10 protein-coding genes are annotated in these 16335 nt (G+C 66.6%); 5 read left to right on the top strand and 5 right to left on the bottom strand.

Translation table 11 applies throughout. The features are described from left to right. Positions 1-6 precede the first annotated feature (6 nt). A complete protein-coding gene (aroG, locus tag BGP02_RS18155; protein ID WP_017235820.1) occupies positions 7-1080 on the bottom strand; it encodes a 3-deoxy-7-phosphoheptulonate synthase AroG in 1074 nt (357 codons plus the stop codon). Between aroG and BGP02_RS18150 the strand changes: the two genes are divergently transcribed. After that, positions 1079-1480 carry a hypothetical protein gene (locus tag BGP02_RS18150; protein WP_150562590.1) on the top strand — a complete coding sequence of 134 codons (402 nt, stop codon included), beginning with the start codon at positions 1079-1081 and terminating at the stop codon, positions 1478-1480. The two genes, aroG and BGP02_RS18150, sit on opposite strands and share 2 nt — an antisense overlap. 53 nt (positions 1481-1533) lie before the next feature. On the opposite strand, the gene tldD is transcribed toward BGP02_RS18150, so the two are convergent. Next, a complete protein-coding gene (tldD, locus tag BGP02_RS18145) occupies positions 1534-2994 on the bottom strand; it encodes a metalloprotease TldD (RefSeq protein WP_017235819.1) in 1461 nt (486 codons plus the stop codon). Between the two features lie 120 nt (positions 2995-3114). Here tldD and BGP02_RS18140 point away from each other — a divergent pair, with 120 nt between their 5' ends. Continuing rightward, the gene (locus BGP02_RS18140; RefSeq protein ID WP_261938034.1) at positions 3115-3366 is read left to right on the top strand and encodes a hypothetical protein; all 252 of its coding nucleotides are present in this window, start codon (positions 3115-3117) and stop codon (positions 3364-3366) included. A 48-nt stretch (positions 3367-3414) separates the two neighbouring features. On the opposite strand, the gene BGP02_RS18135 is transcribed toward BGP02_RS18140, so the two are convergent. Beyond that, entirely contained in the window at positions 3415-7779 is a 4365-nt protein-coding gene (locus BGP02_RS18135; protein WP_268566853.1) for a YhdP family phospholipid transporter, read from the bottom strand. A 155-nt stretch (positions 7780-7934) separates the two neighbouring features. On the opposite strand from BGP02_RS18135, the gene glnE reads away from it, so the two are divergent. Next, complete coding sequence (glnE, locus tag BGP02_RS18130) at positions 7935-10817, top strand: bifunctional [glutamate--ammonia ligase]-adenylyl-L-tyrosine phosphorylase/[glutamate--ammonia-ligase] adenylyltransferase (protein WP_051060132.1); 2883 nt, start codon at positions 7935-7937, stop codon at positions 10815-10817. A gap of 81 nt (positions 10818-10898) precedes the next feature. Here the strand turns inward: glnE and recN are convergent, their stop codons facing one another. Then, entirely contained in the window at positions 10899-12563 is a 1665-nt protein-coding gene (recN, locus tag BGP02_RS18125; RefSeq protein ID WP_017233372.1) for a DNA repair protein RecN, read from the bottom strand. Between the two features lie 23 nt (positions 12564-12586). Beyond that, the gene (locus BGP02_RS18120; RefSeq protein WP_026131837.1) at positions 12587-13495 is read right to left on the bottom strand and encodes an NAD kinase; all 909 of its coding nucleotides are present in this window, start codon (positions 13493-13495) and stop codon (positions 12587-12589) included. Positions 13496-13607: 112 nt separating this feature from the next. Here BGP02_RS18120 and hrcA point away from each other — a divergent pair, with 112 nt between their 5' ends. Beyond that, positions 13608-14636 (top strand): heat-inducible transcriptional repressor HrcA, encoded by a 1029-nt coding sequence (gene hrcA / locus BGP02_RS18115; RefSeq protein ID WP_017233374.1) that lies wholly within the window; start codon positions 13608-13610, stop codon positions 14634-14636. A gap of 260 nt (positions 14637-14896) precedes the next feature. Continuing rightward, positions 14897-16335: DUF6600 domain-containing protein (locus tag BGP02_RS18110; RefSeq protein ID WP_353744116.1), on the top strand; the 1439-nt coding region annotated here is incomplete at its 3' end.

The following is a 16335-nucleotide window of genomic DNA, read 5'->3' as shown; positions in this document are numbered from 1 at the left end:
GCCACATCAATTACCTGCGCCGCGTGCCAGACGACGCGCACGCACGGCATCGGCCAGCGTATCGAGCACCTTCAGACTGTCTTCCCAGTCGATGCAGGCGTCGGTGATGCTCTGGCCGTAAGTCAGCGGCTTGCCGGGCACATGGTCCTGACGCCCGGCCACGAGGTTCGACTCGACCATCACACCGATGATCCGGTCGTCGCCGCCGGCGATCTGGCGGGCGATGTCCTCGCAGACCGGGATCTGGTTTTCATGCTTCTTCTGGCTGTTGGCGTGCGATGCGTCGATCATTACGCGCGCGGCCAGGCCCGACTTGGCGATGTCGTCGCAGGCGGTCTGCACGCTGGCGGCGTCGTAGTTCGGCGTCTTGCCGCCCCGCAGGATCAGATGACAGTCTTCGTTACCCGCGGTCGACACGATGGCCGAATGGCCGCCCTTCGTCACCGACAGGAAATGGTGCGGCTGCGACGCGGCCTTGATGGCGTCGACGGCGATCTTCACGTTGCCGTCGGTGCCGTTCTTGAATCCGACCGGGCACGATAGGCCCGATGCCAGTTCGCGGTGCACCTGCGATTCGGTGGTGCGCGCGCCAATGGCGCCCCATGACACGAGATCGGCGATGTACTGCGGGCTGATCATGTCGAGGTACTCGGTGCCGGCGGGCAGCCCCAGTTCGTTGATCTGGGCAAGCAGGTCGCGCGCGAGGCGCAGGCCGTCGTTGATCTTGAAACTGTTGTCCATGTGCGGGTCGTTGATCAGACCCTTCCAGCCCACCGTCGTGCGCGGCTTTTCGAAGTACACGCGCATCACGATTTCGAGTTCGCCTTTCAGGCGCTCGCGCTGTTCGACCAGGCGCGCGGCGTATTCCATCGCGGCTTTCGGATCGTGGATCGAGCAGGGGCCGATGATGACGACGAGACGGTCTTCCATGCCGTGCAGCACGCGGTGGATGGCGCCGCGCGAGCGATGGATGAGGTCCGCGCTCTTGTCCGAGCATGGGTATTCGCGAATCAGATGCGCCGGCGGCGTCAGTTCCTTGAGTTCGCGAATACGGACATCATCGGTGTTGTGGGGAGGCATGGCATTTCTCCTGCGCAGTTCGAACTGCGGTTCGTTTCTCGGGATTCGGGTCAAAAAAAAACCGCCAGGCTGTCTGGCGGTTTTTCAGGATTCGTTTCGGTGCTTACTGCTGCAACTGCCCCTCTCCTTCCGCCAGCGGTGTGAGAATCGCAAAAAAATAAAAGTAAGACGGATGGGCGGTCATGAGAGATGTGTTCAACATTGCATTGCACGCATTTGCCGTGCACTGGAATCACTTTATACGCCTAATCGAATGACGCCGCAACCGCAGGGGCCGCTAATCGGCTGGAAAACACGCGGATTTTACGTATTTCAAGGCGTCAAATTGCATCAAATAATCGTGTTTATCGAAAAACACGCGAAAACGCCCGGTTTGAGCCGGGCGCTTTGCTATGCTTGACGCATTTTTTGCGGTGCGCCATCCGACGCGTAACATGGCACGCGCCGCCAGCCTTACGCCGTGCCGCCGACCGTCATGTTCTCCATGCGCAGCGTCGGTTGACCGACGCCCACCGGCACGCTCTGGCCTTCCTTGCCGCACACACCCACGCCCGAGTCGAGCGACATATCGTTGCCGATCATCGTGACGTCCTTGAGCGATTCGGGCCCGTTGCCGATGAGCGTGGCGCCCTTGACCGGGTACGTGATCTTGCCGTCCTCGATCATGTAGGCCTCGGACATCGAGAACACGAACTTGCCATTGGTAATATCCACCTGGCCACCGCCGAAGTTCACGGCGTACAACCCGCGCTTGACCGACGCGATGATTTCCTCGGGATCCTTGTCGCCGCCGAGCATGTACGTGTTGGTCATGCGCGGCATCGGCAGTGCGGCATACGACTCGCGCCGGCCGTTACCCGTAACCGGCATCTTCATCAGACGCGCGTTCAGGCTGTCCTGCATATAGCCGCGCAGAATCCCGTCTTCGATGAGCGTGGTGCACTGCGTCGGATTGCCTTCGTCGTCGATGTTCAGCGAGCCGCGGCGGTTGGACAGTGTGCCGTCGTCGACCACCGTGACGCCCTTGGCGGCGACACGCTCGCCGAGGCGTCCGGAGAAGGCCGACGAGCCCTTGCGGTTGAAGTCGCCTTCCAGACCGTGGCCGATGGCTTCGTGCAGCAGCACGCCGGGCCAGCCCGGCCCGAGCACGACTGTCATCGCCCCGGCCGGTGCCGGGCGGGCGTCGAGCTTGACGATCGCGCCGTCGACCGCTTCCTTGACGTATTTTTCGAGCAGATCGTCGGTGAAGAACGCGTAGTCAAGACGCGCCCCGCCGCCACTGTTGCCCATTTCACGGCGGCCGTTGGATTCGACGATGACCGTGACCGACACGCGCACCAGCGGACGCACGTCGGCGGCGATCACGCCGTCGCTGCGCGCGACCAGCACGACGTCGTACTCGCCGGCCAGCCCCGCCATCACTTGCGACACGCGTGGATCGCGTGCGCGCGCGAGCTTTTCGATGCGTTCGAGCAACGCCACCTTGCCGTTTGCGTCGAGCGAGGCGAGCGGATCGGACGGCAGGTACAGCCCGTGCCCGCTGGTATTCGAGAGCTTGCTACCGACCTTCACACGCCCGCGTCCGGCCGTGGCGATGCTGCGCGTGGCCGCGGCGGCGTCCTTGAGCGCGATGTCGGAGATGTCGTCGGAGTAGGCGAACGCCGTCCGGTCGCCCACGATGGCACGCACGCCCACGCCTTGATCGATCGAGAACGACCCCGATTTGACGATGCCTTCCTCGAGGCTCCAGGCTTCGCTGCGTGTGTATTGGAAATACAGGTCGGCATAGTCCACGCGGTGCGTGAAGATGTCACCCAGTGCGCGTTGCAGGTGGCTTTCGTCAAGGCCGTACGGCGTGAGCAGCAGCTCGCGGGCCGTGGCCAGGTTCTGGATGCCGGTGTCGATGATTTTCATGCGGTGTCAGGCCAAGGAAATATGTTCGATAGATGAGGGCGGAGATAGCGAAATCAACCCTGCAGCACGCCAGGCCGCCCTGCGCGCACGCCAGCACGCGGCACGGATGCGCGACGGCCCGTGGTCGACAGGGGCCGCGGGTACGACGCCGAGCGTACCGTCGCCCATGGCACGGGGCAACTCGGGAAAACGCAGGGCGTCGCCACCCGACCGGCCCATGCGGCCATCGAAGACCCCGGCAAGGCGTGCTTCCAATGTCCGTATGGCAACGCCGGCGCGGCGGTGGACTGTGCGGTAGACGGTGTGTCGGGACTCGTCATGTCATCGGTGGATGTGGCGCGGAACCGTGTCTCCGGCATTTCCGGCGAATAAAGCGGCATATGGCACATACCGAACGTCTCAGGCATCTCGGAAATGCCCTCAGTTGCCGCGCATGCCGGACAGTTGCGCGCTGTTTTGCGCGCCGGGCAGCGCTTCCGGGGATGGCACGATCTTACTCTTATTGCCGTCGGCTTGTTCGATGATGGGATTGTCCCAGGATCCGCTCACATGGTAGGTCGTCGAGAGCGTGCGCGAGAGCTGCTCGCCCAGCGCCAGTTGCGCGAAAAACGAACCGATGCCCAGTGCCGGGTTGACAATCGCCCACGCGAGCGACGCTGACGCCGCATTGATCTTCGGCAGCACCAGCACGGTCAGGTCCTGCGTCTCGCGCGCGAGGTCGGTATGACCGTCGATCCTGATGGTCGCGGCATTGGCATTGATCGTCAGATCGGTGGTGTTGGCCACGCCACCCTGCATCGTGGCGTTCCCGTCGATGCTGTCGAATGGCAGGCCGCTGCCGATCACGCTGCTGAAATTGAACGTCAGGAACTTGGCGAGTGTCTGCACGGAAAAAATGCCCAGCAGCTTGGCCAGTCCGGGGTCGGCCTTCAGGATCTGCCCGCGCTTGAGATCGATCGTGACACGGCCGCCGAGCGTCGGGTAGTCGATCGCGTCGGGACCACCTCGCCAACCGAAACGGCCCGAGACCGTCCCCGAGCCGTCCTTGACGGTCTTGGGCATCCCCAGGCGGTCGAGCAGGCCACCCGCGTCCTTCACGTCGAGATTGAAGTCGAGCATGGTGCGGCGCGGCACGTCGTCGCTCGCCGCGGGGGCTGCGCGGCGACGCGAGGTGCGCCAGTTGCCCTTGACGTTGAGCGTGGCGGCGCTGTTGCTGAGCGAGAGTTGGGTGAGTTGCCACACGGGCACGCCGTCCTCGATATCGTTGTGCGCGTTCAATTGCAGCCGGCCCAGCGGCTTGTCGCGCAGCACGAACTCATTGGCCACGACGTCGATGGCCGGGAACTCGTCGCTCGGCTCATCGAGCACTTGGGTGAGAACATCGTTGCCGTGGTCCTCGCGCGGAATCACCAGCTTCGCGAGCCGCGCGCGCAACGTGCCCGACGGGTTCTTCGCATCGGGCGCATGCCACTCGGCAAAGCCGGAAACGAGGTCGGAGGCCAGACTGACCTGCCAGTCGCGATCGCTGCGCTGGGCGCCCACCACCAGTTCCGGCCACTGGCGCGACATCAGGCGCACCTGCTTGGCATGCAGGGCGAGACGCGTCGGCAGGTAGGGCGTGAGCGCGCCGAACTCGTCGCGCGCCGTCGTGACTGTGGCCGACGGCCCCGCCGGGGCGGGGGGCGTGCCCGGGGCGCTTTGGGGGGCTGGCGCGTTGGCGCTCCCGGCGTCGCTGGTGAGCGACGCGATCACGCTTCGCCAGGCGTCCACGTCGAGCGTATCGAACTGGGCGGCTGCCTGAACCCCCTCGCGCGGCGCGGGCACGGGCTGGTTGATGCCGATGCCGCCACGCAGCACCTCCACGCGCGCGGGGTTTCCGGCACTCCCGCCGCTATGCTCTTGCACGTAATTGCCTTGAACGCTGCCGACGGCGAAGTCGAGTGTATCAATGCGACGGCCGCCCGGACTCGGCTGGGGACGCAGCGTGAAGCGCGCGGGCAACGAGGTCTCCGCACGCTTGCCGAGCGGGGCGGGCAGGTTGACGGCCAGGCCGACGAGCGTGGATTGGACCGCCACCTCGGTCATGCCTTGGCGCACCGTGACCGTTGCCGAATAGGGCGTGCCGCCCGTCATGCGCTTGGCCAGTTGCGCCAGTGAGGCGCTTTCCTGATTGTCGCGCAGGCCTTGCGCGCTCAACGTGCCGCCAATGTTCAGCGCGATGGTGCCGTCGCTGCGACTGCCGCCGGACGCGCGCAGGTCGCCGCCGAGGAACGTGCCGCGCAGATTGTCGAGCGAAATGCCGCGCTCGGTGAACGCGAGTTCCCCGTCCACGGCGCCGAAGGTCGGCAGGCCGTTCAGCAGTGTGATGTCGTTGCGCAGGAAGCGCGCGCGGCCCGTGACCTTGGACCGATCGGTGTGATCGAGCGGCATCGACAACTGCATCGCGAGCTGTGTGGTGCCGCTTGCGCGTGTTTCGTCGGTAAAGTCGCCGATCCAGTGCCCCACCGGGCTGCCGTTCAGGTACTTCACGAAGTCGGCCGCCGGGCCGCGCGCGTCGCCCTTGAGGGTGAGCACGGAATCGTCCTGTCCGATGTCGTTGATGTCGCCCACCACCTGGGTGAGCGTGACGCCGAAGACTGTGCCGCTGTCGATGGCGATATGCAACTTGTCGGCGTCGAAGCGCAGATTGCCGCGCACCTTGTCAAAGGCCGGCCAGACTTCCGTGTGGCCGGGGCGCACCGGCGACGGGTTGAAGGCGACGTCGACCAGCGGAATGTCGATGCGGAACTTGCCGCCGCCCTTGCCGTACGGGAAGTTGTCGAGATCGCCCTGTACCGCGAAGGGCGCGTTCTGCACCGTGCCAGCGAGCAGCGCGCGTTGCAGATAATCCCGCACGCTCGCGCCGATGTCGGTCGGCAGATAGCGCGGCACCGCGCTGGCGCTCGCGCGCACAATGTTGCCCTTCAGGTCGACGATGCCATTGCCCTTGCCGCCATTGCGCCACGTGCCGGTCACATCGCCCGTCAATTCGGCGTTCTGCAGGTGCAGGGCGTCCACGCGCACCGCTACGTCCGCCGGGGCGTCGCGTTGCGTCGCCGAGTGCGAGACGCGCCACGACGTGCGCGCGGTGAGCGTATCGAGATCGATGCGCGGCTGGTCGAAGCGGCCGGGAAAGTCGAGCGCGGCGTGCTTCGCGTTGAGGGTCAGGCTGCCGCGCGACTGATCGGCGTCGATGTGCCCGCTCAGATTGGCGAAGCCCGGGCGTCCCGCATTGGGCGACCCCGGATTCGCCGGCGGATGCTCGCTCGGTGCGCTGTCGACACCGAGATCTTCAAAGTCGGCGACCACCCGATAGCGTTCGCGCTCGGGCGGCAGTTGCCGGATTCCCGGCAGGTCGCGCCAGTTGCCCGGGCCGTGCGGCTTGGGGGCCTGGTAGCTGATGTCGAAATTGGCCAGTCTGCCGCGCGGCCGAAAACTCGCGAGCGCGTCGCGTGTTTGCGGGGCGAGCGGCAGCGACGGCACGAGCGCCATCGCGGCGCCGATGTCGAAGCGCGGGCCCGCAAAGGTGGCGTGCAGTCCGTGCTCGTTCGTGCCCGGCGCGTAGGTGCCGCGTAGATCAGGCACGTCGAGCGTCGGCCGGCCTGCGGCTTGCAATGTCAGATCGCGGGCGCGCAATTGCCAGCCGGCGTCGGCGTGGGGCGTTACGCGGGTCACGTCGATCCGGCCCTGCGTGGCGTCGAAGGTGAGCGGCGGCAAATCGTCGGCCAATTGCACCGACGTATTCGCTCCCGCGGCGCGCAGCGTCGCCCCCGTGATCGCCCCATCGTCGAAGTCGACCCACGCCCGCGCGGCAACGCGACCGCGCGTGTCCTTGCCCGGCAAGTCGACGTAGCGGGCCAGTTCAGTCAGGTCGAGCGTGCCGACTTCGCCGTAGAGCTGACCGCGCCACCGTTTGACTTCGCCGGGGCGAGCAAACAGCGGATTCGTGAATCGCGCCCGGATGTCGAGCGGTGCCACGATGCCCGTCGGCGGCGTCGCCTGCATGCCGAAGCGATGGTCGAAGCCTCGATTGCGCAGCATGGCGTTGACCTGGGTGACGACGACGTCGGGCGCGTTGCGCGTGGCATCGCGCCAGCGCAAGGTGCCGTTGCGGATCACGACGCGCGACTGACGCATGAGCCAGTCGGCGGCGGTCGAGTCGGTCGCGGCGCCGCCGCCCGTCACCGGCATGCCCGCGACGAGAATCGAGCCGTCGGTGAGGCGTTCGATGGTGAGATCGGGTTCGGACAACGTGAGGTTCGACAGGCGCACGTCGAGGTGAATCAGGCTGGTCCACGAGAGCACCGCATCGAGGCGGTGGAGCGTCAGGCTGGGCTCGGCGGGCGGTGGCGCCCCGGGCGGCGTGTCCGGCGAGGGGCGTGCCGCGCGCGTCGCGGGTGTCGTTCGAGCGCTGAGCGAGGGTGCGCGCGCGGCGGGGGGGCGGCGCGTGATGCGAACGTCTTCGAGCGTCAGGTAAGGGTGCCAGCCGTGCCAGACGGCGTCGATGCGGCCGATGGTGACGGGCAGGCCGATGGCACGCGAGGCAGCCGCTTCGATCTGCGCTCGGTAGTCCGACACGCGCGGCAGGATGACGTACCGGGTTGTGAGGACGACGGCGCCAAGTCCGAAATAGGCGATGACGACGAGCGCCAGCAGCCATTCCAGGCCCAGTCGCAAGCCACGCGGCAGTGACGAGAACCAGGACCGGTTGCCGGTGGACGAGGCGGGCGGCTTACGGTCGGTCATGCTGCGCGTCTACGAGGGAATGTGGTAGTTTCTGTGGCAAAGACTGTAACACAAGCCCAAGGCCGCCCGACGGCCCGGCCGTAGGAGAAACAGACGTGTGATCCGGCGTTTCATCGCGCACGGGTAAGCCTTCGAAAGTCTCTTCAATCTCATTGATGACCGGAACCCCGCCAGTGAGTTCACCCGAAAACCCCATCGATATCCCGTCCTACTCGCGCTACGCGGCGCGCATGCTGGCGAGCCGTCCCGCGCTTGTCGAGGCATTGCCCGCCTTGGCCGAGCACCCTGTGGACGCGCGTTGGCTCGCCCGTCGCTTCGAAGCCATCACCGGCACGCAGCTATCGCCGCCCGAGCAACCCACGGGGGTCGCGGGCGTCGACGAGGCGGGCCTCGCCCGCGCGCTGCGCGTGCTGCGCGTGGAAGCCTTGTGCGCCGTCATGCAGCGCGACCTGGACGGTCGCGCCGAGTTGGCCGAGGTTACCGAAGCCATGACAGCCCTCGCCGAGTTCGCCATCCAGGCGGGCATCACGGTCCTCTCGAGCGAGCTCGAAGCCATCCACGGCGTGCCGCGCAATGCGGAAGGGCAGCGACAGACGCTCGCGGTGGTCGGCATGGGCAAGCTTGGCGGACGCGAATTGAACGTCTCGTCGGACATCGACCTGATCTTCGTCTATGAAGACGACGGCGATACGTCGGCGCCCGACGACGCCGACCCGGCGGCGGCGAGCCGCTTGCGCTCGCTCTCGAACCACGAATTCTTCACCAAGCTCGGTCGCAAGCTGATCGGCATGATTTCCGAACTCACGCCGGACGGCTATGTGTTCCGCGTGGACATGCGCCTGCGTCCCAATGGCGATTCCGGGCCGCTGGTGTGCAGCCTGCCGATGCTCGAAGAGTATTTCTACGTGCAGGGGCGCGAGTGGGAGCGCTACGCATGGATCAAGGGGCGGCTGGTGTCGGAGGTGGCGAGCGAACCCGGCAAGCGCACCGAGCGGCTGCTCGCGGCGCTGGTCCAGCCGTTCGTGTTCCGCCGTTACCTGGATTACGGGGTGATCGGCGCGATTCGCGCGCTGCACGAGCAGATTCGTCACGAGGCGGAGCGCCGCGCGCGCGCCAAGCCGGCACGCATCAACGACATCAAGCTCGGGCGCGGCGGCATTCGCGAAGTGGAGTTCTCCGCACAAGTGTTCCAACTGATTCGGGGCGGGCAAGAGCCGGAACTGCGCGTGCGGCCGACGCTCGCCGTGCTGGGCGTGGCGGCGCGACGCGGCTGGCTCGCCCAGAATGTGGCTGACGAACTCGCGAACGCCTACGTCTTCCTGCGTAAGCTCGAACACCGTATTCAGTATCTGGACGATGCGCAGACGCACATCCTCCCGGCCTCCGGCGACGATCGTCTCGCGGTGGCGCGCGCCATGGGCTTCCCCGACGAGGCGAGCTTCATGACGGTGCTCGACGAGCATCGCGAGTTCGTCGCCGCGCAGTTCGACGAGATCTTCGCGGACAAGGCCGGCGGCAGCGGGCGCAAGGCGGCGGCGTCGGGGGCGGGCGAATGCGAATGCCCGCCGGAATTGTGGAGCGAATGTCTGGCCGACGAGACACAGACGGGCGATCTCGGCCATCAGCTCTCGCGCCTGGGCTTTACCGACGCCGACGGTGCCCTCGACCGGCTACGCGCCGTCTGGACGTCGTCGCGCTACAAGGCGCTGGGCGAAACCAGCCGGCGCCGCTTCGATCAACTGGTGCAGCGCGCCGTGCAAGGCGCGGCGGGCACGGGCGAGGCCGACGCCGTGCTCGCGCGCATGCTCGACCTGCTTTCGGCCATCAGCCGTCGCAGTTCGTATCTGGCGCTGCTCACTGAGTATCCGCGCGCGCTGGAGCGCGTCGTCAAGGTGCTGGCCGGCTCGCGTTGGGCGGCAGGCTACCTGATCCGTCACCCGCAATTGCTCGACGAGCTGCTCGACGACGAAGCGCTCGCCGCGCCGTTCGACTGGGCGTCTTTCAAAACACAGTTGCTGTTGAGCCTGAATGCGTCGGGCGCGGCCGGCAACGTCGAAGTGCAGATGGACATTCTGCGGCGCGCGCATCACGCCGAGGTGTTCCGCATCCTGCTGCTCGATTTGCAGGGCGCGTTGTCGGTCGAGGCAATCGGCGACCGGCTCTCGGAACTGGCGGACATCATTGTCGACGTGACGATCTCGACCGTTTGGCCGCACGTGGCCACGCGCCACCGCGAGGTGCCGCGTTTCTCGGTCATCGCGTATGGCAAGCTCGGCGGCAAGGAACTGGGCTATGTGTCCGACCTCGACCTGATCTTCCTTTACGACGACGATGACGACCGCGCGCCGGACGCGTATGCCGCACTTGCTCGCCGCTTCGTGACCTGGCTCACCACGCACACCGGCGCGGGCACGCTCTTCGACGTCGATCTGCGGCTGCGGCCGAACGGCTTGTCGGGCTTGTTGGTGACGAGCGTCGAGAGCTTCCGCCAGTACCAGTTCCGCGAGGGCAATGCGAACACCGCGTGGGTCTGGGAGCATCAGGCGCTCACGCGGGCTCGCTTCTGTGCCGGGGACGAGACGATTGGCGCGACGTTCGAGAAGATCCGCGCGCAGGTGCTCGCGACGCCCCGCGAGGCGCTACCGCTTGCCCAGGAAATTGTGTCGATGCGGCGCAAGGTGTTGGAGGGGCATCCGAACCCGACCTCGCTGTTCGATCTGAAGCACGATCGCGGGGGCATGGTGGATATCGAGTTCACCGTGCAGTACCTGGTGCTGCTGCATTCGGGGGCACATCCGTCGCTGCTCCGCAATGCCGGCAACATCGCGCTGTTGCGCGAAGCGGCGCAACTCGGGCTGATCGACGCGACGCTTGCGGACGGTGCAGCCGCTGCTTATCGGATCTATCGCAAACGCCAGCACAAGTTGCGGCTCGATGGGGTGGAAGCGGCCCGCGTGCCGGCCAGTGATGTGGCAGCCGAACGCGACGCGGTCATGGCGCTGTGGGATTCGGTGTTCGCGAGCGCCGGGCCGGTTTGACGACGCTCACGGGCGGACGATGCATCGCCGCCCGTGATTGCCCTGCGAGCGATCGGCGCGCGGTGGGGGCAACGTGCGCGCTCAGAGCGCGAGCATCTCCCGCGCGTGTTTGCGCGTGGTGGCGGTGATCTCGACGCCGCCGAGCATTCGCGCGATCTCCTCGACGCGCTCCGTGCGACCGAGCGGCTCGATTTCACTCATCGTCGAATCGCCGTCGCTGCGTTTTTTCACGCGCAGATGCTGGTGGCCGAGCGCGGCGACCTGAGGCAGGTGGGTGACGCACAACACTTGCCGCCCCTGACCCAGTTCCCGCAGCAAACGGCCGACCACTTCGGCCACGGCGCCGCCGATGCCCGAATCGACTTCGTCGAAAATCAGGGTCGGCGTGAGGCTCACGCTGCTGGCGATCACCTGCAACGCCAGGCTGATGCGCGCCAACTCACCGCCCGACGCCACCTTGGCCAGCGGCCGCGTGGGCACGCCGGGGTGACCGGCGACAAGAAACTCGACCGTCTCCAGACCGAACGACTGCGGCTCCGGCGTGGGACTCAGGGCGACCTCGAAGCGTCCGCCCGGCATCGAGAGGTCCTGCATGGCGCGCGTGACTTCCCGCGAGAGCGACGCCGCGGCCGCCGCGCGTGCCTTCGACAAGGTGACCGCCAGTGTCAGATAGCTTGCGTGCGCGGCGTCGGCGGCCGCCTGCATGGCGGCCGTGTCCTGCGACGCGGTCAGCTCTTCCAACTGGGCACGGCGTTCGGCTTGCTCGGCGGGCAGTTGCTCGGGCGTAACCCGGAACTTGCGGGCCGCCGAGTGCAGCGCCTCGAGCCGCTGCTCGACCACGGCCAGACGTTCCGGATCGAGATCGATGCGTTGTGCATAATGCGTGAGCGAGTGCACGGCTTCGCGAAGTTGGATCTCGGCCGGCTCCAGCGCGGCCAGTGCGTCGGCCAGCCCGGCATCGATCTCGGCCAGTTCGCGGATCTGGTGCACTACGTGACCGAGCGACGGGACGAGCGCACCATCCGCTTCCGCGAGCACGTCAAGCGCGCCTTGCACGCCGTTGATGAGGCTGGCGGCGTGCGACAGGCGGCGATGCTCGGCGCTCACGTCGTCCCATTCCCCTTCCTGCGGATTCAGCTTGTCGAGTTCGGATGTCTGCCATTCGAGACGCTCGCGCTCGAGCTGTAGCTCGCGGTCGCGCCCGTGGGCTTCCTCGCAACGTTTGACGAGACGCCGCCATTCCTTGTGCGCCGCCGCCGTGTCCGCCGCGAGCGCGGTGGCGCCCGCATGGGCGTCGAGCAGGCGGCGCTGTGCGTCGGCGCGCAGCAACTGCTGATGGGCGTGCTGCCCGTGAATGTCGACGAGCATCTCGCCGAGTTCGCGCAGTTGGGCGAGGGTGGCGGGCGTGCCGTTGACGAAGGCGCGCGAGCGTCCGCCCGAGTCGAGCACGCGGCGCAGCAGCACGCCGCCGTGTTCTTCGAGCGTGAGCGCCTGCGCCTGCAGCCAGGCTTCGAGATCGGGGCGGGCCTCGGCGTCGGCGGCGAACTCAGCGGTAATGTCGGCGCGCGTTTGTCCGGCGCGCACCATACTGGTGTCGCCGCGCTCGCCCATGGCCAGCGCCAGCGCGTCGATCAGAATCGATTTACCCGCGCCGGTCTCCCCCGAGAACACGGTGAAGCCGGCGGAGAATTCCAGGTCGAGACGATCGACGATCACGAAATCGCGAATCGAGAGACTGCGTAGCATGGGCGGTCGGGGAGGGCGTGAAGTCAGGTCTGCGACGGATCTTCGTCGGAGATATGCTCGTTCCAGTGCAGCTTGCGGCGCAGCGTCGCGTAATAGTTGTAGCCGACCGGGTGCAGGAACGTCACCTGATGTTCGGAGCGGCCCAGCAGAATCCGGTCGCCCTGACGCAGCTCGGCAAACGACTGCATGTCGAAGTTGGCGCCGACCTCGCGCCCGCCGGTGATCGTGATGACGATATCGCTCGAATCCGGCAGCACGATCGGGCGGTTCGACAGCGCGTGCGGGGCGATCGGCACGAGCACCACGCCGCCAAGTCGCGGATGCAGGATCGGGCCGGTGGCCGAGAGCGCATAGGCGGTCGAGCCCGTGGGCGTGGCGACGATCAGGCCGTCCGAGCGCTGCTTGTACATGAAGCGGCCGTCGACGTCGACACGCAGCTCGACCATGCCCGAGATGCCCGAGCGGTTCACCACCACGTCGTTGAACGCGAGCGTCTCGAACAGCGTCTGGCCTTCGCGCTCGATACGCGCGGCCAACAGGGTGCGCTGCTCGGCTTCGAAATGCCCTTCGAGCATGGCCGGCACGACCTGACGCATCTCGTCGAGCGGAATGTCGGTGATGAAACCGACGCGTCCGTGGTTCACGCCGATGAGCGGCACCTTCGAGGCGGCCAGCTGACGGCCCACGCCGAGCATCGTTCCGTCACCGCCGATGACCACCGCCACATCGGCCTGCGTACCGATTTCCTGAATGTCGAGGGGACGGTAGGGGGCGGCGGCCGCGCCGATGTTGTGCGCCGTATCACGCTCGAAGATGACGTGATGTCCTCGCTGGGCGATGCATGCCGCCAGCGTGAGCAACGGTTCGGCAACGCCGTCGGCATGGTATTTCCCGACGAGCGCCACGGTCTTGAAAGGGCTCCCTGTTTTCATGCCGCCATTACACCATAAGTCGATGACAGCAACCATCGGCACGCGCGGCCTTGCCGGCCCCTCGGGGTTTGCCGCACGCCGTGCTTGTACATTTCGCGTTACAATTTTCGCCATGCTAGATCAACGTGCGCAAACGCTACTCAAAACCCTGATCGAACGGTACATCGCCGATGGCCAGCCGGTGGGGTCGCGCACGCTATCGCGATACTCCGGGCTCGATCTGTCGCCGGCGACCATCCGCAATGCGATGGCCGACCTCGAGGCGCTCGGCTTCGTGGCCAGCCCGCATACGTCGGCCGGTCGTGTTCCGACGCCGCGCGCCTACCGGCTGTTCGTCGACACCATGCTGACGGTAAGCCCGCTCGGCGATGCCGTGCATCAGCTGGCGTCGCAGGTGCAGACCCGGTTGCAGCCGGCCGGGCCGCAGCAACTGGTCGCCTCGGCAGCGGAAGTGCTCTCGAATCTCTCGCAGTTCGCGGGTGTGGTGCTGACACCGCGCCGCAGCCAGATCTTTCGGCAGATCGAATTCCTGCGACTGTCCGAAAAGCGCGTGTTGCTTATCATCGTCACCCCCGACGGCGACGTGCAGAACCGCATCATCCTGACGGAAAAGGATCACTCCCCGGCGCAACTGGTCGAGGCGGCAAACTACCTGAACGCCCATTTCGGCGGCCAAAGTTTCGATGAGGTGCGCGCCAGCTTGCGCGGCGAACTCGACGCCCTGCGCTCCGACATGAGTGCCTTGATGCAGGCGGCCGTTCAGGCGGGCAGCGACGCCATGGCCGATACCTCGCGCGAGAGCTTGCTGATCTCGGGCGAGCGCAATCTGCTGGGCGTGGAGGATCTATCGTCGAACATGGCGCGACTCCGCAAGCTGTTCGACGTGTTCGAGTCCAAGACCGGCCTGCTGCAGCTGCTCGACGTGTCGAGCCGGGCGCAGGGTGTTCAGATTTTCATCGGCGGCGAGTCGAGCCTCGTCCCGATCGAAGAAATGACGGTCATCACGGCACCGTACGAAGTCGATGGCGAAGTGGTCGGCACGTTGGGCGTGATCGGCCCGACGCGCATGGCCTACGAGCGCGTGATTCCGATCGTCGACATCACGGCCAAGCTGCTTTCCAGCGCGCTCAGCCAGCATTAGGCGGCGGGGGCGGCGTGACGCCCCAGCCTGCGCGTCGTCAGGCGTAACGTCTCGCGTATTGTCCCGGGGCCCCGCGCCTCATCTCGTTACACCCCCGTAGCATTCCTTTACACGCTGTCACACACGGCCGTCTTACGCTTGAAGCGTCACTTGTGGCGAAGCCGTCGTCATGGCGTTCGCCGAAGGATTCGGACAGAGCAACAAGGTGGTGCGGCCGAGACAACGCTTGGCGCGTACACCGGACAGTGCCCGGAGTGTCTATGAAATCCCTGATTTCCTGGCGGACAGTGGTTCGCTGTCTTGGCGTCGGGCTCGTGCTCGGCGCCCTTGGCGCGGCGGGACTTCCCGCGCTGGCGCAGGCACAGAGCGCCGATCCCCCGGGGCGTGTGGCGCGGCTGAATGCATTCGACGGCACCGTCACGTACGCCCCCGCAGGTACCAGCGACTGGCGCTATGCCGATCGCAACCGGCCGCTCACCACGGGCGATGCCGTCTGGGTCGAGCGCAACAGCCGCGCCGAGATGCATGTGGGCGGCACGGCGGTTCGCATGGGGGCGTCCACGAGCGTCGTTCTCTCGGCCGTGACCGACCAGAATGTGCAACTGAACGTAACGCAGGGCACGGTCGGCCTGCATTTGAGGGCTTTCGATCCGAACCAGCCTTACGAGATCGACACGCCCAACCTGGCGTTCGTCCCGCAACAGGCCGGGGAGTATCGTCTGGATGTCGATCCGGGCGGGGTGACGACCGTGAGCGTCTGGCGCGGGGCGGCGACCGTCTACGGTCAAGGCGCGTCGGTACCGTTGCAATCGGGCCAACGGGTGGCCTTCGTGGGTCAGAATCTCACGCAGCAGTCGGCCGGGCCACTCGTGGCCGATGGGTTCGACCAATGGGTGCGCCAGCGCGACGCGCGCGAGGAGGGCTCGATCTCCGCGCGCTATGTGTCGCGCGACATGACCGGCTTCGAAAGTCTGGACGACTACGGCGCTTGGCAAGAGACCCCTGGCTACGGCGCCGTTTGGGTGCCGTCGGACGTGCCGACGGGCTGGGCGCCGTATCGCACGGGCCATTGGGCCTGGGTCGACCCGTGGGGATGGACCTGGGTCGACGATGCGCCGTGGGGCTTCGCGCCCTATCACTACGGACGGTGGGCCTATGTCGACGCCCGCTGGTGCTGGGTGCCGGGGCCGGTCGCGGTGCGGCCGGTGTATGCCCCGGCGCTGGTCGGCTGGGTGAGCGGCAACAGCGGCGGGAACGCATGGGGGATTACGTTTGCGGCAGGGGGCGCGGGACTGGCGTGGTTTGCGTTGGGTCCGCACGACGCTTACCGCCCGGCGTATCGCGCCAGCCCGTCGTATGTCACCAATATCAATCGATCGACGGTGATCCAGACGACCAACGTCACGAATATCAACGTCAACAATGTGTATGTGAACCGTAATGTGCGCGGCGCCGTCTCGACGATGCCGGCACAGGCTTTCGTGCAGGGCCGGCGGGTCGGCGCGCCGGTGGCATTGGCCGCCCCGCGCGCCGGACAGACTTGGCGCGTTGGGAATACACCTGGCGTCGCACCGGTGCAGCAGAGCGTGTTCGGCAATAGTCGCCCGGCGCCGGTCACGCCGCCGGCCGGCGTGTTCAACCGGCAGGTGCTGGCCACGCGTGCGCCGGTCGGTCGCGCGATGCCGTCGCGTGAACTCAC

The organism is Pandoraea sp. 64-18, assembly GCF_001899225.1.
GTDB classification, from domain to species: domain Bacteria; phylum Pseudomonadota; class Gammaproteobacteria; order Burkholderiales; family Burkholderiaceae; genus Pandoraea; species Pandoraea cepalis.
The sequence above is the reverse complement of the archived record's forward strand: the minus strand, read 5'-3'. Positions and strand labels throughout refer to the sequence as shown.

Coding starts and splice junctions, on each gene's coding strand:
- BGP02_RS18150 (WP_150562590.1), top strand. CDS start 1,079: ATGGCATTTCTCCTGCGCAGTTCGAACTGCGGTTCGTTTCTCGGGATT.
- aroG (WP_017235820.1), bottom strand. CDS start 1,080: ATGCCTCCCCACAACACCGATGATGTCCGTATTCGCGAACTCAAGGAA.
- tldD (WP_017235819.1), bottom strand. CDS start 2,994: ATGAAAATCATCGACACCGGCATCCAGAACCTGGCCACGGCCCGCGAG.
- BGP02_RS18135 (WP_268566853.1), bottom strand. CDS start 7,779: ATGACCGACCGTAAGCCGCCCGCCTCGTCCACCGGCAACCGGTCCTGG.
- glnE (WP_051060132.1), top strand. CDS start 7,935: ATGACCGGAACCCCGCCAGTGAGTTCACCCGAAAACCCCATCGATATC.
- recN (WP_017233372.1), bottom strand. CDS start 12,563: ATGCTACGCAGTCTCTCGATTCGCGATTTCGTGATCGTCGATCGTCTC.
- BGP02_RS18120 (WP_026131837.1), bottom strand. CDS start 13,495: ATGAAAACAGGGAGCCCTTTCAAGACCGTGGCGCTCGTCGGGAAATAC.
- hrcA (WP_017233374.1), top strand. CDS start 13,608: ATGCTAGATCAACGTGCGCAAACGCTACTCAAAACCCTGATCGAACGG.